This is a genomic window from Anaerococcus marasmi (assembly GCF_900290195.1).
Taxonomy (GTDB): domain Bacteria; phylum Bacillota; class Clostridia; order Tissierellales; family Peptoniphilaceae; genus Anaerococcus; species Anaerococcus marasmi.
In genome coordinates this window covers 1-26,775 of sequence record NZ_OLMF01000005.1, presented here as the reverse complement: position 1 = coordinate 26,775, position 26,775 = coordinate 1, and the positions used below count along the sequence as shown (strand labels likewise).

Genomic DNA, 26,775 nt, shown 5'->3' with positions numbered 1-26,775 from the left:
CTATTCTTCTATATTCTCTTCTGCTGTATCTTCGCTTTTAGCCTTGCTTGTAACCTTAGTCTTAGTCTCTGGGTCCTTGTTTAGGGCTCTAGTTAGACTTTTAACCTTAGAAGCATCGATCTTGTCAACTTGGCTAAACCTATCTTGTTCGTCGATGTTTTCCTTAAGTTCGATTACTTCGCCTTCTTCATCGAGTAGTTCTACATCTAGGGCAAGGGATTGAAGTTCCTTTACTAGAACCTTGAAGGATTCTGGTGTACCTGGTTCAGGAATATTTTCACCCTTAACTATTGATTCATAGGTCTTAACCCTTCCTGTAACGTCATCTGACTTAACTGTTAGGATTTCTTGTAGGGTGTGGCTTGCACCGTAGGCTTCTAGGGCCCAAACTTCCATCTCTCCGAATCTTTGTCCACCAAATTGTGCCTTACCACCTAGAGGTTGTTGGGTTACTAGTGAGTAAGGTCCAATAGATCTTGCGTGGATCTTCTCTTCTACCATGTGGTGGAGCTTAAGCATATACATTACTCCAACAGTTACTGGGTTTTCGAATGGAAGGCCTGTTCTACCATCACGAAGAGTTATTTTTCCTGTCTTGTTTACATATGGAGCTGTCTTTTTAGCTTCTTCTAGGACTTCTTCAATTTCTGTATCGAGTGCACCATCAAATACTGGTGTAGCAATCTTCCAGCCCATTGTTCTTGCTGCAAGACCCATGTGTACTTCTAATACCTGTCCAAGGTTCATACGGCTTGGAATACCAAGTGGGTTCAGACAGATTTGTAGAGGTGTTCCGTCCGGAAGGAATGGCATGTCTTCTCTTGGAAGAATTCTTGAAACGACACCCTTGTTACCGTGACGACCGCACATCTTATCTCCCACCATGATTTTTCTCTTGGCAGCTACATAGACTCTTATTACCTTGTTTACACCTGGAGCTAGTTCGTCCCCGTCTTTCTTGTTGTATTCTTTGACGTCTACTACTATTCCGCTTTCTCCGTGTGGAACCTTAAGGGAAGTATCACGTACCTCTCTTGCTTTTTCACCGAAGATTGCACGTAGAAGTCTTTCTTCTGGAGATAGCTCTGTTTCTCCCTTTGGTGATACCTTACCTACAAGGATATCTCCGCTTTTAACTTCTGCACCGATTCTAATAATACCATTTTCGTCGAGATCTTTTTTCATATCTTCTCCGACATTTGGTATATCCTTGGTAATCTCTTCTGCTCCAAGCTTAGTTTCTCTTGCTTCACACTCATGCTCTTCTATATGCACTGATGTTAGTACATCGTCCATTACAAGCTCTTCGTTAAGAAGCATAGCATCCTCGAAGTTGTATCCTTCCCATGTTGTAAAGGCTATAAGGATGTTTTTACCTAGGGCTAGTTCTCCATTGTCTGTAGATGGTCCATCTGCAAGGATTTCATTTGCCTCAACCTTATCTCCTCTTTTGACAATTGGTCTTTGGTTGATTGTAGTTCCTTGGTTGGCTCTTTCAAATTTAAGTAGTTCGTAGTCTTCTATTTCGCCGTCGCTCGCTCTTTTGACCTTGATGTGATCATCTCCGACATAAACAACCTCTCCCTTTGACCTAGATACAACACAAACACCTGAGTCCTTGGCTGCTCTATGCTCTATACCTGTAGCAACTATTGGCGCTTCACTCTTTATGAGTGGAACTGCCTGACGTTGCATGTTGGCACCCATTAGGGCACGGGTTGAGTCGTCGTTTTCAAGGAATGGTATTAAACTTGCTCCGACAGAAACTATCTGTTGAGGAGATACGTCCATGTATTGGATTTTCTCCCTTGGGTATATATCATTCTCACCCTTTAGACCACGTCCTGATACTCTCTCATTTACGAATCTATCATCTTCATCAAGTGGCTCATTGGCTTGGGCTATAATGAAGTTATCTTCTACATCTGCTGTTAGGTAGTCGATCTCATCAGATACATAACCGCCTTCTTTAACAACCCTGTAAGGTGTTTCTATAAATCCGTATTTATTAACTCTAGCATAAGTTGTAAGGGAAGTGATTAGTCCGATGTTTGGTCCTTCTGGAGTTTCTATTGGACAGATTCTTCCGTAGTGGGAATCGTGTACGTCACGAACTTCAACTCCCGCCCTATCTCTTGACAAACCACCTGGTCCAAGAGCAGATAGTCTTCTCTTGTGAGTTAGCTCACTCATTGGGTTGGTTTGGTCCATAAATTGGGAAAGTTGGGATGAACCAAAGAATTCTTTGATTACAGCTGTTACTGGCTTGATGTTGATTAGGCCTTGAGGAGTTGCAAGGTCAGGATCTTGGGTTGTCATTCTCTCACGAACAACTCTTTCCATCCTAGCAAGTCCTACTCTGAATTGGTTTTGTAGAAGCTCTCCTACTCCTCTAACACGTCTGTTACCTAAGTGGTCGATATCATCAACATATCCAATTCCTTCAAAGAGGTTGAATTGGTAGTTAACTATAGCAAGTATATCAGCCTTGGTGATGTGTTTTGGAGAAAGTTCTTTCTTTCTTCTTTCCATTAGAGATTTGATCTCTTCAGGGCTTTCTGCCTCTTCGATTATCTCTTTCATCACAGGGAAGTATACTTTTTCACTGAAGTCATCAACTCTTATATCGACATCTTTTAGTTCTTCAAATGAGTTAAGGTCAACGAAGTTATTTCCAACTATCCTAAGAGTCTTATCTTCTTCGTATTCGTCCTTTTTGATTACATCAACTGTAACAATACCAGCGTTTTCTATAGCTTTGGCTGTCTCTTCGTCAATTTTATCTCCAGCTGATACGAAAACTTCACCAGTTTCTGGATCTATAACATCATCCTTAGCTACCAGTCCTTCGATTCTATCTGCTAGGGCAAGCTTAAGATTGTATTTATATCTTCCAACCTTAGCAAGATCATATCTTCTATCATCGAATAGGAGATTGTTGATTAAGTTTGTTGCTGACTCAACGCTTGCAGGGTCACCTGGTTTTAATTTTCTGTAGATCTCTATCAAAGCTTCATCAGCGGTCTCTGAGTTTTCCTTCTCGAGGGTATTTCTCAAATGTTTGGTATCTCCGATAGCATTGATGATTTCTTCGTCTGTTTCAAATAAAAGTGCACGAACAAGAGTTGTCGCAGGTAGCTTTCTCGTTCTGTCAAGTCTAACATTTACTGTGTGGCTTGCATCTGTATCAAACTCTATCCAAGCACCACGGTTAGGGATGACAGTTGAAGAATACATCTTATCACCGCTCTTGTCAGTTTCTTCTGCATAATAAACACCAGGAGATCTAACTAACTGGCTTACTATAACTCTTTCTGCACCATTTATAACAAAGGTAGCAGAATCTGTCATCATTGGGAAGTCTCCCATAAAGACTTCTTGCTCTTTAACTTCTTCTGTCTCCTTGTTTATAAGCCTTGCTTTAACCTTTAGGTCTCTTGCGTAGGTCGCATCCTTGTATTTGGATTCTTTTACTGAATATTTTGTTTCTTCGTCAAATTCATAACCGATAAATTCTAGAATTAGGTTGCCGTTGTAATCTTCGATTGGAGAAATATCTTCTAGGATTTCTCCCAAACCTTCTTTAAGGAACCATTCGTAAGAATCTTTTTGAACTTTCAATAAATTTGGTAAATCTAATACTTGAGGAAATTTGGAAAAACTCTTTCTCTTTGTTCTTCCATACATTTGTTCATGGAATTGGGCCATTAATCATTACTCCTTGTCTGTTTCATGGGCTTTTCTCTATCTAAAAAGCATCTTCAAAAACTCGTTAAAAAAATAAAAAAATCTCGATTTATAGATTTCTAGCAATTGTTAATTATACCATAAAATAATCAACCATACAAGTCCTTTGTCGAGATTTCCTTTCTTTTTCTCAAAAATATTTTCTTTCTTTATAAAGCTTCTCAATTAATATAATTGGTCCCTATATCATGCTCGCGCACACTACTTTCACCATCAGGATAACCAACTATAACCCCGCTTACAGGGTAGAATCCTTCATCTAAGTTAAGGCTTTTGATGTAAGCTGCATCCTTGCCCAGGGCATTTACGCTTCCTCTTATATAGCAAGAGCCTAGTCCCATCTCTGTCGCTTTAAGGGAAATATTTTCTATAACGCAACCTGCATCTTCAAAACGGGCCGATGTATCCTTACTTGATGAAAAGATAATAAATACTGGTGCTTGATAGAGCGGATCCTTGCTCTTTCCTGTCTTTTCCTGATATTCCTTTACGAAATCTTGCATGAGATTTTTATCCTTAACGACTGTTAGCCTACACATATCGTACTGGCCATTTGCAATCGGAGCCTTCCTAGCAGCTTCTAGGAGCTTTTCAATTGACTCGTCATCAGGTATTTTGGAAGAATATTTTCTTTCAGAATATCTTTTATCTATTACTTCATCAAATAACATATAGACCTCCTTAACTTAAACAAATCTTTGGGCTTATTATACTCTAATAAAAGCTAGAAACAAATCTATTATTTATGCTATAATAATATAAACGGAGGCATTATGAAAAAAACTACAAGATTTTTAACCACCATAAGCGGCATATTCAGATCAATAATTACAATACTATTTGCTTTTGCGGCAATTTTTGCAGGCTTTGTCGACAAGAAGCTTTTGGCAAGCTTCCTTGATATAATTGGCCTATCAGGTATTTCGCTTGGCTTTGCAAAGCCCTTTGCCCTAATAGTGCTCATATCCTTATTTTTACTAAACTTACAGATTACGAGAAATATTTTTAACTCTGGTAAGTTCGGAGTAAAGATAATATCAAATATATTTTTCGCTACTCTCTTTGTTGTAATAGACTTACTAATCCTATTCTTTGTTAGAGAAAGACTTATACTAATACCACTTGTCCTAAACGTGCTTATAATCCTTTCACAAATTATGGCAATGGCTACGAAGGGTAAGGGTTACTATAATATACAAGGCCAATCAAAAAAACCTACAAAGATTAGAAAAAAGGATAAAGGAGTAATCAAGGAAAAGGACCTAGAAGAAATATCAAATCAAGATATTAAAAAGGAAAATACTGGGGCAAATAACAAAGTTTACTCTCTTGACTTCGCAAGCAAAAAGGAAGATGAAGCTATAAAAGAAGATCAAATAGAAGAGACAAAGTTGGTTGATCCAGAGGAAAATAAGGATAATCTAGACGAATTAAAAGATAAAGAAGCCTTAGAAAAACTCGATCAAACAGATCCTCCTAGTGAGGATGATAAAGATATAGATACCGAAGAGTAAAATAAATGGCAAGCTTAAAGCTAGGAGAGACTATTATCTTATCCAAAGAAGGAAAGATAGAAGAGTCCCTAGACTAAGCTTAGCCATTTTTATTTTGGGTATATAAGATATAAGAAGAAATGAGGAGTATTATGGACAAAAATTACTTGAAATTATTAAAAGACATCTATCCCAAAAAATCCGATATAAAAGACGAGTTAATTTCACTTAACTCCAAGCTCTACCTACCTAAGGGCACGGAATATTTTTTCTCCGACATCCATGGAGAAAGCGAGGCCTTCCTTCATCTATTAAGGTCTGCATCAGGAAACATTAGAGATAAGATTGCGAAGTTATTTGGCGATACCTTGATTAAAGAAGACCAAGACGAATTAGCCGAGCTGATTTACGATCCGGTCCACGTTCTTAAGGACCTTTCTGAAAACGATTTATTGACAGAAGACTATCTAACTATCACTATCCACAGGTTAATCAACCTATTTAGATTCGTATCTACCAAATACCCAAAGGCCTATGTCAAAAGCAAGTTTACAGGCTCATATACAAATATCATTGACGAGCTTCTATATACCAACGATTCTGAATTTAACAAGAAAGAATATTACGAGTCCCTTATAGCAAACATAGTAAAATACGACTCTGCTAGGGAATTTATCATAGCTCTTGCAAGACTTATCCAAAGGGTCTCTGTAGACAAACTCCATATAGTCGGGGATATCTACGACAGGGGCCCTTCCCCACACATAATAATGGACGAGCTTTTAACCTTCCCTAACGTCGACATCCAATGGGGCAACCACGACATCGCCTGGATGGGAGCAGCCAGCGGAAATGAAGCTCTAATAGCTGCCTGTGTTGCCAATGCCATCTCATACAACAACTTCGATATGTTAGAAGACGGCTACGGAATAAACCTAAGGCCTCTCTATGAATTTGCAATTCACACCTACAAGGACGACCCATGCGAGCTCTTTATTCCTAGGATTTTCGATAAAAATATCTACGATAATGTAAGTGGTGAAGTAGCAGCCAAGATGTATAAGGCTATTTCTATCATAAGATTCAAACTAGACGGAGCCCTCATAGCTAGAAATCCTGAGTTTAATGTAGATGATAGAAACTTCCTCAAATTCATTGATTTTGAGAAAATGACCTACAAAAATGTCCCACTCAAGGATACCAACTTCCCTACCATAGACCCAAAAGACCCGCTCAAACTAACAGATGCCGAAAAATTTATCATAGACATCCTAAAAAGTGACTTCATCAAGGCCAACAGACTCAACCGCCATATGAGGTTTCTCTACAAAAATGGATCAATGTATAAGACAGAAAACGGCTCTCTACTCTTTCATGGCTGCATCCCCCTAACAGAAGACGGAAAATTCCAAGAAATAGAAATAAAGGGGAAGAAATATTCGGGAAGAATGCTTATGGATGCCTTTGATAAGGTTGCCCGTGATGCTTACTTTACCAATTCAATCTTCGCCAAAGATGTCATGTGGTATCTGATAAACGGTAGATACTCCCCAATTTTCGGCAAGAGCCAATACTCCTACTTCGAAAATCTCTTCGTAGATGATAAAGACCTAAGAAGAGAAGTCTACAACCCTTACTACAAGCTTTCTGAGAAGGAAGAAATAGTAGATATGATCCTAGATGAATTCGAGATTACAAGTGAAAGAAGAAGGATAATAAATGGCCATGTTCCAGTAAAAGTCAAAAAAGGAGATAGCCCAATCAAGGGAGGGGGCAAGCTCTATGTAATAGATGGTGGAATATCCAAACCTTACCAAGCTAAAACTGGAATAGCAGGCTACACCTTGATGTTTAACTCCCACCACGTAGCCCTAGCCGAGCACAAAAGCTACGAATCAATCACAGACAAGGTATCAAGCTACACCCCTAATATAAAAGAAGTAGAAATCCTCCTTCCAAGAATGCTAAAAAAAGACACCGACGAAGGACTTGATATAAGAGAAAAAATTAAAGTCCTAGAGAAGCTTTTGGAAATGTATGATTAGCCATCGAGTAGGAGGTAAATGATTATTTCATTTACCGACCTCTCACACCACCGTACGTACGGTTCCGTATACGGCGGTTCTACAGTTTAATTTGAACTTTATTGTAATAGCTGACTAGGGATACATATCCCCTCTCAGCTATTCTTTTGTTGTTAAGAGCTCTGTTTAGTATTGGACTTTTTGCTATTCTCCAATATGATTTGCGTGTATTTGCCCATTGCCAAGCTTGGAATTTTGCTATTCCTAATTTTACTAGATTTGTAAATTTGGTTTTTACTTTCTTCCAGCCTTTCCACGCACACATTCTGATTCTTCTTCTTAACCATTCGTCTAAAATTTGAAGGTGTTTTCTCATATTTGCAAGTTTGAAATATTGAATCCATCCTCTTGCGATTTGGTTGATTTTTATTCTTCTTTGCCTATAGCCTAGTGCATTACTTCTGCTTGTTACCGCTTTTAGTTTTGCCTTTAGTTTCTTTAGGCTTTCTTTGTGTACTTTTAATTGGGTTCCATTATTATGATAAAATCCATATCCTAGATATTTTGTTTGACTTAATTTTCTTATTGAGGTCTTTTCCTCGTTTACTTTAAGTTTTAATTTTCCTTCTAACAGATTTTTGACTCTTTTGTAGTATCTTTCGGCTGCTTTCCTATTTCTTGCGAATATTAGCATGTCGTCTGCATATCTTACAAATTTGTATCCCCATTTTTCAAGTTCTTGATCAGCTTCATTTAGGTAGATGTTTGCGAGTAGTGGACTTAGGGGCCCACCTTGTGGTACGCCTTTGTCTGATTTTACTTTTATTCCATCTATCATTATTCCTGATTTTAGATATTTGTGTATTAAGGATATTACATCTCCATCTTTTATTTCTTCTGATAGGATTTGTATTAGTTTGGATTGGTTTACTGTGTCGAAGTATTTTTCTAGGTCTAAATCTACTACCCATGTGTATCCTTCATCTGCTATTTCTTTTATCCTTTTTAAGGCATCGTGTGCACTTCTATTTGGTCTAAATCCATAGCTGTTTTCTGAGAATTTATTTTCATAGATGGGGCTTAGTATTTGTGCTATTGCTTGTTGTATTACCCTATCTGTTGTTGTGGGTATTCCTAGATTTCGTTTCTTACCATTTGATTTTGGTATTTGTACCCTTTTTACTGGTTTTGGCTTGTATTTCCTTGCTCTTATTTGTCCTAGTATTTTATCTTTGTTTTCTTTTAGATGTTCTAGGAGTTCTTCTGTTGATATTCCATCTATTCCTGCTGAACCTTTATTGGATTTTACTCTTTTAAAGGCTTCGTTTAGGTTGTTTCGATGGAGTATTTTTTCAATTAGTTCATTTTTGGTATTTTCTTTTGAGTTAATCTTATCATGACTGTGTCCAGCTAATTTATTTTCACTTTCTGAGTTATCTTTGATTAGTCTGGTTGATTTTCTACAGTCTTTGTCATGATTAGTTTCTTTCATAAATTTATACCTCCTGTAGTTCGGTCCTTCCTAGTTTTAGCTAGTACTATGACTTCTGCTGACTTCTCATAGTTCGTTGTTACTACTAAGTCGCCTATGAGACCTCCTCGGGTAAGAACATATTCTTTCCCCTCATATATCTGCCACATTTACATTTACGTATTCCGTGTAGTTATTGGACTTTACTTTGTTAAGCAAGCTTATCCTACGTAACTGCCTTATGTGATTTCTGTTCGTCAGACCAAGAGTTTGCCTAGGGCTTCCTTCAGATTCCACCTCACGATGGACACCCTTGCCTTTGGCTATGTGTTTCCCACTACCGGGCACACTTAGGACTTGCACCTGTTAGAATATGCTCATGCCGAGCGCACTTAAAAAGGATGCGAAAAATTCAATTCGCATCCTTTTTATCATCCTAAATTCCACCCTCAAAACTTGTATCTTCGTCATCGTAATTCATAACAAAATATGAAATTCCATCTTTGGCAACTTTTATAGCTTCGTCGGCGTATGATTTTACATCACTTTCTAAATTGGAAAGTTCATAGGCTAGTTGGAAGTTAAGACCTGAAAATACCATAACTCTTTGATCTTCATTAGTTAAAGTAACCGCAGTATTATAAGGAGTTCCTCCTGCAATATCTGTGGCAATAGCTAATGAATCATATTTTTCTAGCATTTCTGAAATAATTTCTTTTAATTTAACTTTATATGCCTCAACCCTGTCTCCCTCGAAATCTATGGCTCTTACATTGGCAAGATCTCCAACCACTAAATTTAAACCACTTTTAAGTCCAGACGCATACTGTCCATGACCTGTTACAATTAACCCAATCATTCAATCTCCTATCTATATATATCTAAATCTTGCTGTCCATTTAAAACAATTGCTCTAGCATGAAATTTGATTCCCTCTACATTGAACACTCTTGGAGAATCAGTAATCTCTTCAAAAACATTTACAATAATTTCATTTTTATTCCTAATAGCTAAAGCTTGTTTATCACTTAAATATTCTTTATTTCTTTTTACCTTAACAAATTCGTAATCTTCAACATTTCCAAATACCATACATTGAGTATAAGTATCAGTAAAATTCTCGGAAATCTTTACCTTTAGGCAACTATCTAATTTATTATATTCTGGAGAAAAATATCCACCATCTTCCAACATGTATTGTTTATTAGTTAAGAAATTTTTTCTATTAATACCTTCAGCCAACAATTCCATTTTAACTTGATGATTTCCACTACACTTTACCTGATCAAAAACAATTAAGTCACCCTCTTTTAAATAGAATATTCTTCTCTTTACAAAAATATTCCTATTATCATCAAAGTAGCTCATTTCTACAAATGTATTCTTGTCTTTTTTCACGTATATTGGGTTGATAATAGGGTAATAATTTGTTTGCCAAGAGGAAACATACCCCATTGATGAAATACCATCAATAACTAAGTTGTTGTGAGAAAATAGTTTAAAATATTTTCTATCCTTACCTTCCTTGTAGGTGTATCTTCCACCATCCAATATTTTTAATTTTTTATTCTGATAATTAAAATGAGTAAAGTCCGCATGAGTATGATTTGAGCTCATCGACTGATTATAGCATGATAAATATGAATTGCTGTTTTTTTCTACATACAGTCCGTAGTTTTCAAAAAGTTTATATTTTTCGCAAACTATTTTTTCTTCAAATATATCCTCATATCTTCTAATTAAAAATCTTATATCAGTAAGATCTGAATCTCCATTATTTATTTGCTTGTACGATAAATCACTAGTTAGCTTTGTTGTTTTTGCAATACTTTTAATGTTCTCTTTAAAACTTATTTCATATCCATGGCTCTTTTCAAAATCACTTAATCTCAATAACCATAACAACATGAAATTATGATATCCTATGCATTTTTCCCAATGGATAGAAGAATCATCTATATATTGGATAGTAAGCATATCTTTTAATTTATCTATTGACTTATCATACATTTCTTTATTGTTAAAATAGATTCCAGCTACTGCTATGGCGATAACTTGTACTAATCCCCAATTACTCAGATCATATTTTTCAATGTAATGATTTTTCAAAAAATAAATTTGTTCCATCAGACTTTTTCGGAATTTCTCCATAAATATTTCATCATCTATTTTTCTATGGGAAATAAAATTTATAAAATGATATATCCTCATTCCAGTGTCTAGTGTTCTTGTCATTTTAGATGGTTCGAGTTTGACATTGTCTATCCAATTATTTATAAAGTATAATCCCTTATTAATATATACTTCATCGCTAGTTTCCTTATATGCTCTATCTAAAAGATCTAGATAAGAAAATCTATTTAGCATATAAGTCCACTCATCATCTCCATTTGGAGAAAAATCCCAAGCTAGAGGATGATTTTTTACCTCTAGCTTACATTTTTCCATATCTCCATCTTCATCGAATACAAATATATCATTTAGTATTAATTTAGCCTTGTATAAATCATCCATTATATTACCTTGCTTAATATAGAATTTTTGCTTATTTTCATAGCATTTCCATCTTCTAATTTTATTATGACAGTTTCTCCTTGAATTTGAGAAACATCCCCATAAATCCCAGCTACTGTAATTATCTTATCTCCACAAGATATCTCTATAGTTTTTTCATCAATTTTTATGGATTCTTCTAATCTTTTTCTAGCCTCGTATTTATCAATTGCTAAATAAATCCAAAAGCTAAAATACATCACTAGAATTATCAACCAATCTTTTTTAGTCATATTATTCGATTACCGGAGCCTTAGGAGAAATCAATCCTAATGTTGATCCAATAATTGCTACTATTACAGTTAGGATGATTACTTTATAAGTTGTCCAACCTTTTTTCTTAACTAACCAGTATACAAATCCAGTCCATAATACTGGCAAAAGTTTTGGTGCCATTCCATCAATCATTGACTGAATAGCAACATTTTGTGTTTGCTCACCTATTTCTTTTACATAGGTAATAGGTATGCTTATTTTAACAAATTGGGTAACAAGCGCTGAAATTACTGCAACACCTACAATACTTGCTGCGCTAGTTATTTTTTCCATTTTTTCAGAGAAATCACTTACTACAGATATTCCTACCTTGTAACCTGCTTTTCCCATACTAAGTTTAAGAACAAGAAGTATTACATTGATAGTTATAAAGAAGAATACTGGTGCTAAATTATTTCCTGCTGCAGCCATTGAAGCAAATATTGTGGATAATAAAGGAGCTAATAGAAATTGAGATATTGAATCTCCTATACCCGCCAAAGGTCCCATCAAGGCCATTTTCATATCTTGTATTTGATCTTGCTCTACTCCTCCCTCTTCCATGGCTAATTGTACACTTGATACAAATGGAACTAGCTGAGGATTTGTGTTATAAAACTCAAGGTTTGACAACATTGAGTTTTTGTATGCTTCCTTATCATTGGTATGAATTTTTTTTAGCGCTGGTCTTAATACATTTGCATATCCAGTCCCTTGATAATTTGAGTAGTTAAATCCATTTTGCAAAATATACGCTCTAAGGGAAGCTTTTGTATAGTCTGAACTTGTTAATTTTTTCTTATTTTGATTAGATTCCATCTGTAAACTCCATCCTTTCATCATTTTCTTCTGATACTTCTAAAGCTTTTTTATCAGATTTTCTTTGATACTCATAAATCGCGAAAAATGTTGCAAATGCCGCAACTCCCATCAATGGCATTTCAAGATATGCAGCTAATATGTAGCCTAGTAGTACAAACGCTACATTCTCTTTTCTTATCATATTAGATAAAATCATAGCAAAACCAACTGCTGGTATCATTGCTCCAGCCATTGAAAGACCATTTGTTATAAACTCTGGAATCATATTTACCATTTGATTGATTGATGAGGTTGATATAGCTGCTACAAAACCAATTATTGCTCCAATTAATAATTGTAGTAAGAACGATAGATTAGCATATAATGTAAATTTCTTATCATTATCTTCTACTATCGCTTTTTTAGCTAAAGCTGGTGAAAAACTCATTAATGTATTTATTGCTGTTATTGCAAATTGTATCGCAATTGCAAATGGTATAGATAGAGAAAATGCTGTTTGTCCATCTATATTTGGATTAGTAATAGCAAGAAGCGCCCCAAAGATTCCTGGTCCTAGAGGAGATGGTGGTATTGTTCCACCTGGTGATACACCAAATCCCATAAATGCTAATTCACCTATTGCTCCAACTGTTAATGCTTTAGGTACATCACCTAAAATTAATCCTATCCCAAAAGAAAGGACAAGCGATCTGTTACTATAAATTCCGAGTAAGGAACCTGCTAATGCTAAACCGGTCCATAATGCAATTAATAATGCTTGTACTAATGTAATTTCCATGTTTTACTCCTACTATAAATAATCATTGATATCTACTTCTTTAGATCCGTCAGAGCCTGATGGTGTAGATCTTGTATTAAACGAAATATTGTAATCATCTCTCATTTTTCTTAAGTTGTCTTTATCACTTTCGCTTAAATATATAGCTCTAGTGATTCTTTCCTTACCTTCACCGTCATGAATATTTCCAATATTAACTTCTTTTATTGGAATACCTGATTTAATAATTTTTATTGCATCTTGTGTACTGCCAACAACAATAAAGAACCTTTGTCTAGGACTTGCCTTATCAAATATACTAATGAATTTATCAACACCATAAAAACTAACTGCAATAGACTTATCTATCATAGCTTTCATTAAATTTTGTTGAACTGGATCATTTGCTGCCTTATCATTTACGCATATCACTGAATTAGCTCCGCAATGTCTTATCCAAATTTGTCCTTGCCCATGAAGTAACCTTTCGTCTATCCTAAATAATAAAATTTCCGCTCCCATATTAACCTCCTATTATTTCTTTTAATACTTTGGCATCTTCTCTAAACTGTTCAATACTATCACCTTCAACGAATTCCAATAAATAAGCTCTATCGTCTCCAAGTTTATCCACATAACTCTTCCACTCATCTCTTGCATCTTTGAGAGGATATCTGTTAAATTCATCATCCCAATTAAAAACATGGACATTTGAGATTTTATCCTTTAATATATCTATAGCTTCGAGTCTTTCACTTGTATTATTTCCTGCCTGAGGCTGCCAATACATATATAGATTATCTTTATCTATATCGGCTAATAACTTTTTAGCTGATTTAGTAGTATCCGTAAGAGTTTTTCTATGATTTTCAAAATTTATATTAATATTTTTGTTCTTAGCTTTGTCGCAGATTTCTTTGCTTACCCTAATAAATTTCTCATACTCCAAAGTCGATATATCTTTTGAACTAATTCTTTTAGCCCAAATCCTGACATCCTTAGCACCTAAAACTTCTGCGGTTGCTAAGACTAAATTTATGTCATCATCTTCTTTATATTTAAAATATGACCCATAAGAATAGAAGATATTGTTTTTTTGACATATATTTTTTATTCTTTCTGCTTTCTCAAAATCTCCAGGAGGTAAGTGAATATCAGCCCCCCATTCGATATAGTTTAGACCATTTTCAATAGCTAGGTCTACAATTTCATCTACACTTTTATCTCTGAATGTGACTGAGCATAAACCAATTAATTTCATTATGCCATCCTCATAAAGTCTTCGTGAGTAATTTTATATTTTAAATCTATACCATTTATATATCTTATTAGCTCATCATACATCATTTCTCCCATAAGATACGTCTCATTTCCTATAGAGCCAGCCATGTGTGGCGATAAGATAATATTATCCATGTCATATAATAAGGAATCTTTGCTTAGAGGTTCTGGATCAGTAACATCTAATATTGCCGTAAGATCACTTCTTTTACTAAAAACTTTTATTAGATCTTCAGTATTAATGATCTTTCCCCTAGCAGTATTTATAAATGAAGCATTTTCTTTCATTCTTGAAAACTGCTCTATAGTAATCATATTTTTTGTTTCTTCAAGTAATGGCGTGTGAAGACTAACAACATCGCACTTCTCAAATATTTCGGTGAGTTCTGCCTTGATAACACCTTCCTTTCTGAAGTAATCTTCATCATATAACGGATCGTATACATAAATATTGTTGTCGGATAGACATTTTAAATTATTTATAACAGCTTGACCAATCTTACTATAAGATATTATTCCTATGTTTCTTTTATAAAAACCTTTCGACAAATTATAAACGTCTAATTTGTTTTTTCTTTCGCTCTTACTAATAGATGTTAACTTGAAAAAGTCTTTAAGCAGCAATTGAATCAAGCTTGTAGTGTACTGAGCAACTGGAATAGCATTTGCTGAACTTGCAGATGTAATATCTACATCTCTCTCCCACATATAGTCAGTTTGGACTTTTTTAATTGATCCTGCCCCATATAAAACTAACTTAAGCTTCGGCATAGCATCTAAAGCTATTTTATCCATGGGCACTGCTCCCCAACCAGAAAATACGAAATCAACATCACTTAAATCCACAGCTTCTGCAATCGAATCAAATCTACCTATTACTTCAACTTCTTTTTTTATTTTTTCTAAACAATCATCAGAATATATACGCTTATAATTATCTTCGCTTAGCAAAAACACTGCCTTCATCTTATAAAACTCTCCTCTTGTCTAAATAATCATTCCATTGAATCTCAAAAGGATAATTATTAGATGGGATTTCTCTAATTTTTTCCCAATCAAATGTACATTTCTCCCCATCAAACTCTACTGTTTGAATTTCATTTATAAATCTACCTTCTGAATTAAAATCTATATCTTCTTCAAAATATATACTACCTCCTATTTTCGCATCTATTTTTTTATAATAATCTAACATAGCTTCTAAGTAAACTAATTGAGAAATAATTATATCGTAGTACTCGAATGCTTTAATAAGCTCATATTTATTTATCTTAACTAAATCATAGAAATTTTTATAAGTAGTTCTACGCTTTAATATAAGTTCTTTAATCTCTTTTATGTTCCTAAAGGCAGATGCGCTTGCTGTCATTTCAACTTGTGCTTCTTTTATGAGCTCATGTATATTGCTCTCATCAGAGATTAACTTATAAAATTTTCCTATAAATTCATTTGCTTCTTCATAATGATCTTTTGCAGGTGATGTTCTTTGGGTAAGACTTATCTTCTCACTTGCCCTTTTTGATCCAACTTGACCTGCATTTAATGCAGATCCACCCGGTCTATAAATCCCATGACTCCCTGCAACTTCACCTACCGCATAGAAGTTTTTTATATTAGTTTCATAGTCCTTGTCAATATAAAGACCTCCATTGTTATGCTGTGCACAAATTGAAATCTCTAAGGATTGTTTCTTTAAATCAACTCCATAGTCTAAATAAAAATCATAGGCTCTTTTGTTCATTTTTATTAATCTATCAATAGGTCTAGGAAGGTCCGCATTATTTTTTAATATATATTCTCTAGCCTCATCGTCTAATTTATTAAATTCGATCTCCTTAAATGAAGGATTTTCCCTAAAGTCTATGAAGACTCTTCTTTTCTTATATATTTCTTCCTTGTATACCAAATAGTCAATTAAAGATGATCCCTTTATTTTTCTAACATCAAATGGCCATTGGTATCCTTTTAAAAAAACATTTTTCAAAAGTTCATTGAAATCTTCATACTCCTCTGCTAAGAAATCATGTTCTTTGCCTTCTTGATCTATAGAATAGAATCTAGGCATTGCTTGCATATAAGTACCTGATACATTCCACTTAGGATTTAATGATGACATTCCATATTGAAAATGAGTTAAATTCATTCCCTTGACCTTAGCTTCAAAAGCAAGTCCACTAGCTCCCTTTTGACCATTAGGATAGACCTTGTTTGCGTAGATGTTAGCGGGCCCTCCTGTAGCATATATGATATTATTTGCTTCAATTAAGTAGAAGTTATCTTTATGTAAGCACAAGATAGAATCAAAAGCATTATCTGAAGTGAAAATTTTAATAACTTTAAAATGATTTAAAATTTTTATTCCATAGTCAGATGCTCTTTTTTCCAATTTTTCAGTCATTTGCTTTGACGTATATGGTCCTGCTGAAGTGGCTCTTTTGTTCGGGTCATGGTCAGTTTTATAAGCTATATACTCTCCATAATCATTAAAAGGAAACTCAACTCCTAATTCAACAAGATTCATAAATGCCCTAACTGATTCGCTTGCTTCAACTTTTGCTATGTCTCCGTGCATTTGTAAACCATCAACATATACCTTAGCCATTTTATCTACCGAGTCTAAATCAGATGATTCTAAGGATAATTTATAATATGTCTGCTTATCAGAACCAGCATTCCTGCTTGTTCCAATATTAATGTCTTCTGTTACTATAGCTATGTTTTTTATCCCTCTTTCGAAGAGTCTATTTGCTGCATTAAAACCAGATGCTCCAGAACCAACGATTATTGTATCAAATTTTTCTCTATAGAGTTTGTAAAGTGTATCCGCCGTCAACTTTTATCACCTGCCCTGTCGTATATTTGAATTTAAATTCAGCTAGAGCGCTAACCGCTAATGCTATATCTTCTGGATAACCCCATCGTCTAATCGGAGTTATTCCTTCGTTAAATAACTTATCATATTTTGACTCAGCTATTTTAGTCATATCAGTCTTTATAATTCCAGGTTGAATTTCATAAACATTAATACCGTACTCCGCAAGTCTACTTGCATACAATTTAGTAATCATTGATATGGCAGCCTTAGATATGCAATAATCTGCCCTATCGACACTTACTACAGATGATGATATTGATGAAATATTGATGATACATTTATCTGTGTTTTTATCACTAATCATTCTTTTAGCTACATCTTGAGTCAAGAAAAACATAGCCTTAGTATTAATTTCAAATAATCTATCAATACTTCCCTCAGATACTTCAAGTATGTCCTCTCTTACCTTCGGTGCAACTCCAGCATTGTTTACTAATACATTTATGGACTCAAATTTTTCGTAGGCCTTGGATACAAATTGTTTCCTATCATCAATATTTGAAATATCTCCCTTGAAATAAAAGATATTTTCAGGATCATAAATATCGCTAAATTCTTCGTAATCTTTTATATCTCTTGTTCCAAATGCACATATTTTGTAACCATCAGCTAAGAGTTGTTTTGTAATACCCAATCCAATACCCCTAGTTGCACCAGTAACAATAGCTACTTTATTACTCATTTGTCTAGCTCCTTTAAATACTTACCATATGTTTCTTTGTTTCTAACAACACATCCTGCAGGTAAGAAATTAGCCTTAAGTTTTGAACATAATCCACAAGTAATGCAAACTTTATCCTTATCAAGACAAGACTCCTTCAAAAGATCATTAGCAAGATCAGGGTAGGCTAAGACCTCTCTTCCAAAACCAGCAAGTTTAATGTAGTTGTGTTTTATTTCATTTTCAGCAATATTTGCCGCAAATTGTCTAAAGAAAGTATAACCAACTCCTACAAAGAATATTTCTGGAAACTTTCTCTGTAATTTTCTACTCATTTCAAATATTCTGTAAGAAGAGGTAAAAGGATCTTCAATATCTTCATCTTTTTTCAAATCAGAAGGCTTATTTAGATAAGGAATATAGTAAGGATTTCCTAAAGTCAAAGATATAAGTTTAACTCCACGATCTCTTAATAGATTAATAAGTTTTTCAGTTTCTTCTAAGTTATATTCAAGATTTTCTGTTGTTGAAAATCCATTTTCAGTCATATCCGCCATGTTAAGCCTTACAGCGATTTCTAGCCCCTGACATTCTGAATTAGATTTTATCATATCAATAGTTTCCAGCAGGAACCTAGTCCTATTAGTAAAACTACCGCCATAATTCCCCGGCCTATCAGAAGCGGAAAGAAGTTCAGATAATAAATAACCATGACAGGATTTAATATCAACCGCATTAAATCCACATTTTTTCGCAAGCTTTGCCGCATTTAGGTAATCGTTTTTCAACTTATCAAGATAAGTATCTGTTACTAATTTCCTATCATGCTCAATTCCTCTTTTTTCATCCAGAAATCTTCTGTGAGTAGCTATTTGTGCATTTTCTTTTTTATTATGATTTGAATATCGTCCAGAATGATTTAGTTGAAGAACAGTATAGGCTTCTTTTTTATACGAAGATTCTTTAGATGCCTTTTTTATATCTTCATTTAATCTCTTAAATTCGTTAAAATTATCTTCATTGATGAATAATTGATTATTATTACTCATCCCTTCTCGATTCACAGATGTAGCTTCAAGCCATATAAGTCCGTAGCCACCACGAGCAACATTTATGTATTTATCTCTAGTAAGTTTTGTAGGCGCTCCATTAACTGCATCTACACCTTCCATTGGTAAAGCAACTATCCTATTAGCTAATGTAAAGTCACCAAGATTCATTGGAGAAGTTAACTCTACAACGTTTTCTGAAGCGTTTAAATCAAACTTATTAATCTCCTTATTTAAATCATTTAATGTTTCGAAGCTAAACCTTCTTTTATTAAACTCCATACATCCTCCTCTTTAATTACGATTATAACATAGTAAAGTAAATATAAAGATAGTAATTTTTGTAATTCTATTTACATTTCTTGTATTTAGGAGGATAGATTGGAAGAGAATATTAAAATTTATTATACTGAAAATAAGAATAACATTGAAAATACCCATTATCATAATAATGTTGAGATCATTTTTATAACTAGCGGTAGTAGTACTTTTTTGATAGAGAATAAGAAAATAAGAGCGAATAAAAACTCTTTAGTTGTTATATCTAATCTTGAAAAACACTCTATGATTATCAATACTTATCCCTACAAAAGATATGTTGTAAGTATTGATAATATATTAAAAATAAATCTATTACCTTCGGAAATATACATCAAAATTTTCCAAAGCAGACCTATAGACTTTCCATATGTATTTAATTTGACAAATACTGTAGCAAGAGAAGTAATGAATCTATTCGATATTTTAATCAATGAGGATCCTAAACTTATATTATCTTCGCATTATTCCAAACTTATTTTCAACCAAGTCATGATTATAATATTTAGGTCTAACGAATACTTTTTCAAGAGAGAAAGAGATGAATTTGAAGAAATAATATACAAGATCCAAGACTACATAAATGAGTATTATATGGAAGACATAAGTTTAGAAATGATAGAGAGAAAATTTTATATAAATAAATATGAAGTCAGTAGACATTTTAAAAAAATAACTGGTTATAATTTTAAGACCTATCTCATTTTAGTAAGGCTATCTAGAGCCAAGGACCTACTTGTGAATTCAAACTTAACTGTTGCAGAAATATCTGCTGAAACAGGCTATAATTCAGAAAGTCTTTTTGTAAGGATGTTCAAAAAATATGAAGATACAACCCCAACCAGGTACAGAAGAGCCTACAAAAGCCACTGAAAAATCCTTTTTTCTAAAAAATATTTATAGTACAGAATGAAATTCACACAAAAAATGTAAATTATTTATCAAGTTATGATATCGTTTTTATTTTATCACTGTGTTATATTATAGGTAAATTAGATTATGGAGGTATATATGATTTTTAAAAACAACACCTATAAAAAGCTAGTTATAGGCTCAATCTTAATTAACACAATCCTAATTTCTCAAACAGCTTACGCAAATGATGAAAACGATATTTTAGGAAATGACACAAAAATTGTAGATTCAGAATTAAAAAACGATGCAGAAAAAGAAGATACAAACAGTGACGAAAATCTAGAAAAAGATTCTAAGACAGATCTTGAAGAAAAAGAAGATACTCTGAAAAAAATGGAAAAAGTCTCCTCAGAACCGCAAGAAGAAGGCACAGATGAAGAAAATTTAGAACAAAAATATAAAGAAAACATAAAAGCTTGGGCAAATTCCTTTGCTGGAAACTCCTACTACGACAAGGACGACGAAAAGATGGCCAATCTAAATGAAAAGATGGATACCAATGTCGAAAATACTTTGAAATTAGTAGCGGAAAATAATGAAAATAATTTTTGGACAGATATAGAAAGCTACAATCAATCCAAGTTTATTACCCAATCTTACAGAAAGATTGAATCTCTTGCCAAACAATACGCCAATCCCGGCTCAAAATATTATAAAAATGAAAATGTCAAAAAAGTAATCATGGATGCCCTTGAATGGGAATATAATAAAAACTACAATGAAAATTCATACATTGGTAAAGGAAACTGGTGGGATTATGAAATCGGCACTCCTAGGGCAATCAACAATACCCTATCCCTTATATATGACGATCTTGACCAGAAAACAATAAATAAATATACCAAGCCAATCAACCACTTTGTCCCAGACCCATATAGATTTAGGGTTACAACCGGCAATCCATTTAACGCCAAGGGCGGAAACCTTATAGACATGGGTCGTGTAAGAATTATTGCTGGATTTTTGCAAAACGATTCTGAAATGGTAGACGGGACTATTAAGGCCCTTAAGCAAATTTATGAAATAAGGGATGAAAATATGGGAAGCATCGAAGAAGGTGACAATGATGGTTATTATGTAGATGGATCTTATGTTGACCATACAAATGTGGCCTACAATGGTGCCTATGGTAATGTTATGCTCGATGGTTTCTCCCAACTTCTTCCTGCCCTAACAAATAATACAAGTTTTGACACAAATGAAGTTGATAAAATCCACGATATAATCGATAAGTCCTTCCTACCATTCCTACACAGGACCCAAATGATGGATATGGTTAGGGGTAGGTCTATAAGTAGAGAAAAACTACAACCACACAATGCTGGTGCAGAAGTAATCCGATCTATAATGAGGATAGCAGATGCTTCTGATGAAGCAAGGAAAACTAAGTATAATTCATTTATCAAAGATGTTACAACAGATAATGACTACTTTGATTTTTCTAGCAACTTAAACAATTTCAGAGATATCTTCCTCTACAACAAAATAAAAGACCAGGAATTAGAACCAATCAAAAAAGAAAATAAGATCCATATATTTAACAATATGGACAAGTTAGTTTATAATAACGCTGACAAGGACTATGCTCTAGGATTTTCTATGCACTCATCTAGGATCAAAAACTTTGAGTACATGAACGGTGAAAACTCAAAGGGTTGGTATACTTCTGATGGTGTAGTTTATCTCTACAACCAAGATCTTTCTCACTACAGTGACAACTACTGGGCAACAGTAGATCATAGTGCTCTTCCTTCTATAACTGAAATTAAGGAAACAAGAGATTCGTCTACTTCAAAGAAAAATGACAATACAGAAAGACTTCTTAAGAGTAGTTTTGTTGGTGCTACCAAGCTAGATGAGAAAAACGCCAGCCTCGCTATGGACTTTAACAACTGGAATGATGATATCAGACTTAAAAAATCTTGGTTCATCCTCGGTAATAGAATCGTATTTTTAGGTAGCGATATAGCAAATCCAAATAGCAAGAAAGTTTATACAAGTATTGAAAATAGGAAATTAAAAGAGGCAGACCAATATAAGGTTTATGTAAATGACAAGGTCCTAGAAAAACAAAAAACAACAGAAGACGTCATTTCCAAAGTCTTTCTAGAAAGCAAAAATGGAACAAATGAAAATATTGGCTATTATTTCCTAAATAACAAAAACCTAATAGTAGAAAAAGAACACAGACAAGCTAGCTGGTCTGAAGTCAACAAGGACGGTAGCAAGGACAAAAAAGAAAACGACTTTATCAAAATAAACCAAGACCACAAGGACAACACAGGCTATGCCTACGTGATGGTTCCAGCAACTAGCAAGAATGAATTTGACAGGGCTCCTATGGATGATATCAAAATCCTAGCAAACACAGACAAGGTCCAAGCAGTCTACGACCAAAAAAATAATATTTGGGGAATCTCACTCTTTAAAGATGAAAAATTTAAGATAAATGATGACCTAAGCCTAGATAAAAAGGGACTTTATACAATCAAAAAAGATAGTAATAAATATGTAATTTCCTACTTCGACCCATCAAAGACCCACACAGGAGATGACCTAATAGTAGTTAAAGATGGCAAAACAATAAAAAAACCAAGCCACGCTAAGGACTACTACATCTACGAACTAGAACATAAAAAAGTAGATTCTAAAGATAATAACGACAACAAGCCTGGTCTTGATATAATAGATGATAACAAGAGATTACCTGATACTGGCAAAACCGAAGAAGGATCTAAAGAAGATAAGCCTGAAACTGAAAAAACTGAAGAAAATATAACTGATGTAAAACCAGAAGGCAAAAAAATCGAACATAATAAAATATATGAAAAGCCAGACGGCAAAAGAACTGAAGATAAAAAAGCTGATGAAAATACAGAAGCTAATAAAGATCAAAAAAGTAAATCTGATGAAAATTATGGTTCTATAAAAATCGACGATATAATACTAGATCATAAACCTGCCAGAAACACAAAAGCAAATGAAAGTCCAAAAACAGGCGTTTCTTCAAGCATTGGCTATATAGGTCTACTTGGCGCAAGTGTCCTTGCTCTCTTTAAGAAAAAAGAAAAATAAAATTATGATTATCCCTATTAAGTAAAAAAAGGAATGATATAAAAGCGGAAGGCTAATAATGCTCGCCTCCCGCTTTTTATTTTTATAAATAAGCCACTCAATCTTATTTTTTTAATTGAAGGGTCTAAATTTATCCAAATCTCATTTCTTATCTTTATCTATATAATCATCCATTTTGGTCCATCTTTCCTTAAATAAGCTTACCGCTGTTTTGGTTGACTATCTATGGAGAATAGACCTTTTTTTATTGCCATTTACAACTGAGACTTGTTAAGTTATCTGTTGGAGTGTCAGCACTTATCCCATAATATTTCTTAATGATAATTCAAGATTAATACTCATTACTTACTTGATTCATAGCTAACTACCTTTTACTATTAAAACAATATTGATTCTAATCTAAGCAGTGTATGCTACTTTTAAAATAAATATTCTTTATTTCCGCGGTAAGGGATGCTGCCTCAGAGAACTATATGATATAATTAGATCTGTATTTCTATACGATAACCAAACTATTGAGATCTTGTGTATAATATATGGAGGAGCCATCGATAAAACTCCTAATTAAATATTTACACTAATCAGGCGTTTCCTATGCTTATAATTCAGATAGTTTCATTTTATCAAGGATAATTATATACTATATCGATAGTTTCTTTAATATTAGTAGCAAAAGGTAATTTTTATCAAGATAAATTATACACCCTAACTTACTTTCAAAATATAGGATATCTACAAAGTCTTAAGCATATCCACATAGTTTGGCATAGAATAATTTTCTCTAGATATTAACTTCTCCAATGAATCTGATATTTGGCGGACCTCGCTTGCTACTTTCCTTGTTTCCTTTTGAAGATATTTTGCCTTTTCTTCTAATGTTGGTATAGTTTCTGATTTTTCTAGAATATCTGAAATTCTTTCACAGTAGTCTAAAAGTTTGTCTACTTTTTCATTTATTTTTCTCGCCCTTTGTCTTAGTCTTTCATTTTCTACAAAAGATAGGTAGTCCTTAATGCTTGCGATCTCTCTCATAGCTGATGGGAGGATCTCTTGGTGGATCATGTTGTTTAATATTTCTAATTGAGAAGAGAAAAACTTTGTCACATCTTCATAATCAACCTTGATTATGGAGTCTATTTCCTTTTTAGTAAAGATACCAGATTTTTCATATATATCATAGGCATTAGTGGCCTTGGCTGCTATTACAGCTTCCAAGAAAGTCGGGAAGTTTTCTAAGCCTCTTTTCTCAGCTTCCTTTTCCCATTCTTCTGAGTAGCCATCACCTTGAAAGAGGATATTTTTGTTTTCTTGATAGATTTCCTTAACTATGGAGTAAGCTTCTTCCTTTAGCCTATCTTCATCTACCTTCTCTAGCCTATCAGCTATTTTCTTCACTGACTCGGCAAATCCTATGTTTATAAGTGTATTGAGATCTGCTGCTGATTTAGATGATCCTAACATTCTAAATTCAAATTTGTTACCAGTATAAGCTATAGGAGATGTTCTATTCCTGTCTGATGAGTCAGTTTTTATTTCTCCTAAATGAGGAATCTTGACCATATTTTCTATAACTTTTTCCTCAAAATCATCATTAGCTACAGACTCTAAGACCTCTTCCAAGTCACGACCTATGAATAAAGATATAATGGCTGGTGGGGCTTCATCTCCACCCAATCTGTAGTCGTTAGTCACAGATGAAGATGCAATCCTTATTAGCTTCTGGTATTTGTTGCAAACTTCAATCATAGAAGCTAAGAATAGGAGAAAAACAGGGTTGTTTTTGGGATTTTTTCCTGGAGTAAATAGATTCCTTCCATAATTTGTCGCCAAAGAATAATTATTGTGCTTACCAGACCCTGCCATATTTTTGAAAGGTTTCTCCTTAAGTAGGCAAACTAAATCGTGGTCTAGGGCTGTCTTTTCCAATATATGCATAAGGAGCTGGTTATTATCAACAGATATATTGACATTTTCATACATTATGGCGATCTCAAACTGATTTGGTCCTACCTCGTTATGTTCTGCTTCCATGTAGATACCAAGCTTGTAAAGCTCGCTGTTTACATCTTCAAAAAACTCATCAACTCTTTTTGGAATGTCTCCTAGATAGTGAGAAATAAGTTCTTTCTCTACCATAGGATCAGAACCAACAAGGGTCATCCCGGAATATTCAAGGTCAATTCTTTGATCAAAATACTTTTTATCTATAAGATAAAACTCTTGCTCAAGGCCTAGTTTAGCCTTAACCCTGTAAGTTTTCTCTTCCTTGAGAAATAAATTACAAACCCTTGAAGCTTCTTTGCTTACCATATTCATAGACTCGATCAAAGGAAGCTTCTTGTCGAGTTTTTCTCCGTAGAAGGATACGAATACCGATGGTATGTATAAGACCTTATCTAGGATAAAGGAATTGGCAGTTAGGTCCCAATATGTATATCCTCTAGCCTCAAAGGTTGAACGCATTCCTCCAGATGGGAAAGAAGATGCGTCAGGCTCACCCTTTATAAGCTCCTTACCTGAGAACCTATTTATAGGATTGTGCTTGTCATCTCTGTTCAAAAAAGCTGTTTTTTTGGTCGCAGTTTTCCCATTTAAGGGTTGAAACCAATGTGTGTAGGAAGTTGCCCCCTTAGAAATTGCCCAGACTTTCATAGCATGAGCTATGGCATCAGCACTTTCCCTATCCAAGGTGGCATTGTTCCTTGCCGCTTGTTTCCATTTCAAATACACTGGATAGGGTACATTTTCCTTCATAGTTTTCTTGTCAAAAGCCATATTCCCAAATTCTTTCAAAACCATACTACCTCTTTCTTAGATTTTACTTTTATATTATACCAGGTGAATTTTAAAAATAAATTTACATCTTTATTCATTTGCTATTAATAAAAAACGCCCCCTTTACAGAACATCCTGCAAAGAGGGCATTTTTAAACTAATCTAGATATTTAATTTTCACCAAATTATCTACTATTTTCTTTTCTTGCTTTTAAATAAAGCGAGTACTGAACCAGCTAAAGTAGCAAGTACACCTAATGAAGAACCTACGCCTGTTCTTACTTTGCCTCTGCCTTTCTTATTAGCTTGGTTAGTAGATTTTGATCCTGTAACTACAGTAGTCTTTCCTGATGAATCTGTGCCAGTACTTGTTGTTGTATCATCTATAGAAACGCCTGCTTTCTTAGTACTTTCTTTCTTCTTGTAGATATGTTTTGTATTACCTTTTTCATCTGTTTTTGTTTCTACAAATTCATATCCTTCGATGTCTTTTTTAGGTTGTTTACCATTTTCCTTAGGAGAAATAGTATTTCCTTTTTCATCGACGTATTCTGTTACTACATCTTTAGTAGGTGTAGTAGTTTTCTTCTTGTAGATGTGTTTTGTATTACCTTTTTCATCAGTTTCGGTTCTTACAAATTCATATCCTTTAATATCTTTCTTAGGTTGTTTACCATCTTCCTTAGGAGAAATAGTATTTCCTT

19 protein-coding genes and 1 pseudogene are annotated in these 26,775 nt (G+C 34.1%); 4 read left to right on the top strand and 16 right to left on the bottom strand.

Annotated features, from left to right (window positions below):
• Positions 1–3,708, bottom strand: a complete 3,708-nt coding sequence (rpoB, locus tag C7D97_RS09805; RefSeq protein WP_105301903.1) for a DNA-directed RNA polymerase subunit beta — start codon at positions 3,706–3,708, stop codon at positions 1–3.
• Between the two features lie 200 nt (positions 3,709–3,908).
• Positions 3,909–4,418 (bottom strand): nitroreductase family protein, encoded by a 510-nt coding sequence (locus C7D97_RS09800; RefSeq protein WP_105301902.1) that lies wholly within the window; start codon positions 4,416–4,418, stop codon positions 3,909–3,911.
• 102 nt (positions 4,419–4,520) lie between these two features.
• Here C7D97_RS09800 and C7D97_RS09795 point away from each other — a divergent pair, with 102 nt between their 5' ends.
• The gene (locus C7D97_RS09795; protein WP_105301901.1) at positions 4,521–5,261 is read left to right on the top strand and encodes a hypothetical protein; all 741 of its coding nucleotides are present in this window, start codon (positions 4,521–4,523) and stop codon (positions 5,259–5,261) included.
• A 131-nt stretch (positions 5,262–5,392) separates the two neighbouring features.
• Positions 5,393–7,285 carry a fructose-1,6-bisphosphatase gene (locus C7D97_RS09790; RefSeq protein ID WP_105301900.1) on the top strand — a complete coding sequence of 631 codons (1,893 nt, stop codon included), beginning with the start codon at positions 5,393–5,395 and terminating at the stop codon, positions 7,283–7,285.
• Positions 7,286–7,364: 79 nt separating this feature from the next.
• Here C7D97_RS09790 and ltrA read toward each other — a convergent pair whose 3' ends face one another.
• The 12 genes from ltrA to C7D97_RS09730 form a co-directional block, all read right to left on the bottom strand.
• Entirely contained in the window at positions 7,365–8,756 is a 1,392-nt protein-coding gene (gene ltrA / locus C7D97_RS09785) for a group II intron reverse transcriptase/maturase (RefSeq protein WP_105301899.1), read from the bottom strand.
• Between the two features lie 415 nt (positions 8,757–9,171).
• On the bottom strand, positions 9,172–9,594 hold the full coding sequence (locus C7D97_RS09780; RefSeq protein ID WP_105301898.1) for a PTS sugar transporter subunit IIA: 423 nt from the start codon (positions 9,592–9,594) through the stop codon (positions 9,172–9,174).
• A gap of 8 nt (positions 9,595–9,602) precedes the next feature.
• Positions 9,603–11,249 carry a heparinase II/III family protein gene (locus C7D97_RS09775; RefSeq protein WP_105301897.1) on the bottom strand — a complete coding sequence of 549 codons (1,647 nt, stop codon included), beginning with the start codon at positions 11,247–11,249 and terminating at the stop codon, positions 9,603–9,605.
• On the bottom strand, positions 11,249–11,521 hold the full coding sequence (locus C7D97_RS09770; protein WP_105301896.1) for a preprotein translocase subunit YajC: 273 nt from the start codon (positions 11,519–11,521) through the stop codon (positions 11,249–11,251). The genes C7D97_RS09775 and C7D97_RS09770 overlap by 1 nt, the downstream gene beginning before the upstream one ends.
• 1 nt (position 11,522) lies before the next feature.
• Complete coding sequence (locus C7D97_RS09765) at positions 11,523–12,362, bottom strand: PTS system mannose/fructose/sorbose family transporter subunit IID (RefSeq protein WP_105301895.1); 840 nt, start codon at positions 12,360–12,362, stop codon at positions 11,523–11,525.
• Positions 12,352–13,143, bottom strand: a complete 792-nt coding sequence (locus C7D97_RS09760) for a PTS mannose/fructose/sorbose/N-acetylgalactosamine transporter subunit IIC (protein WP_105301894.1) — start codon at positions 13,141–13,143, stop codon at positions 12,352–12,354. The genes C7D97_RS09765 and C7D97_RS09760 overlap by 11 nt, the downstream gene beginning before the upstream one ends.
• A 12-nt stretch (positions 13,144–13,155) precedes the next feature.
• Positions 13,156–13,644 carry a PTS sugar transporter subunit IIB gene (locus tag C7D97_RS09755; protein ID WP_105301893.1) on the bottom strand — a complete coding sequence of 163 codons (489 nt, stop codon included), beginning with the start codon at positions 13,642–13,644 and terminating at the stop codon, positions 13,156–13,158.
• A 1-nt stretch (position 13,645) separates the two neighbouring features.
• Entirely contained in the window at positions 13,646–14,383 is a 738-nt protein-coding gene (locus C7D97_RS09750; protein ID WP_105301892.1) for a sugar phosphate isomerase/epimerase family protein, read from the bottom strand.
• Positions 14,383–15,369 carry a hydroxyacid dehydrogenase gene (locus tag C7D97_RS09745; protein WP_105301891.1) on the bottom strand — a complete coding sequence of 329 codons (987 nt, stop codon included), beginning with the start codon at positions 15,367–15,369 and terminating at the stop codon, positions 14,383–14,385. The genes C7D97_RS09750 and C7D97_RS09745 overlap by 1 nt, the downstream gene beginning before the upstream one ends.
• A 1-nt stretch (position 15,370) precedes the next feature.
• Positions 15,371–17,236, bottom strand: a complete 1,866-nt coding sequence (locus C7D97_RS09740; RefSeq protein ID WP_105301890.1) for an FAD-dependent oxidoreductase — start codon at positions 17,234–17,236, stop codon at positions 15,371–15,373.
• Positions 17,205–17,960 carry a 3-ketoacyl-ACP reductase gene (locus tag C7D97_RS09735; protein ID WP_105301889.1) on the bottom strand — a complete coding sequence of 252 codons (756 nt, stop codon included), beginning with the start codon at positions 17,958–17,960 and terminating at the stop codon, positions 17,205–17,207. The genes C7D97_RS09740 and C7D97_RS09735 overlap by 32 nt, the downstream gene beginning before the upstream one ends.
• The gene (locus tag C7D97_RS09730; RefSeq protein ID WP_105301888.1) at positions 17,957–19,270 is read right to left on the bottom strand and encodes an oxidoreductase; all 1,314 of its coding nucleotides are present in this window, start codon (positions 19,268–19,270) and stop codon (positions 17,957–17,959) included. The genes C7D97_RS09735 and C7D97_RS09730 overlap by 4 nt, the downstream gene beginning before the upstream one ends.
• A gap of 99 nt (positions 19,271–19,369) precedes the next feature.
• On the opposite strand from C7D97_RS09730, the gene C7D97_RS09725 reads away from it, so the two are divergent.
• Both C7D97_RS09725 and C7D97_RS09720 read left to right on the top strand, forming a co-directional pair.
• A complete protein-coding gene (locus C7D97_RS09725) occupies positions 19,370–20,179 on the top strand; it encodes an AraC family transcriptional regulator (protein ID WP_105301887.1) in 810 nt (269 codons plus the stop codon).
• Positions 20,180–20,317: 138 nt separating this feature from the next.
• Positions 20,318–23,296, top strand: a complete 2,979-nt coding sequence (locus C7D97_RS09720) for a polysaccharide lyase 8 family protein (protein ID WP_158679141.1) — start codon at positions 20,318–20,320, stop codon at positions 23,294–23,296.
• A 732-nt stretch (positions 23,297–24,028) separates the two neighbouring features.
• Here the strand turns inward: C7D97_RS09720 and C7D97_RS09715 are convergent.
• The gene (locus C7D97_RS09715; RefSeq protein WP_105301885.1) at positions 24,029–26,095 is read right to left on the bottom strand and encodes a glutamine synthetase III domain-containing protein; all 2,067 of its coding nucleotides are present in this window, start codon (positions 26,093–26,095) and stop codon (positions 24,029–24,031) included.
• A 168-nt stretch (positions 26,096–26,263) separates the two neighbouring features.
• Positions 26,264–26,775: pseudogene (locus C7D97_RS09710) on the bottom strand (hypothetical protein); the annotation flags it as partial.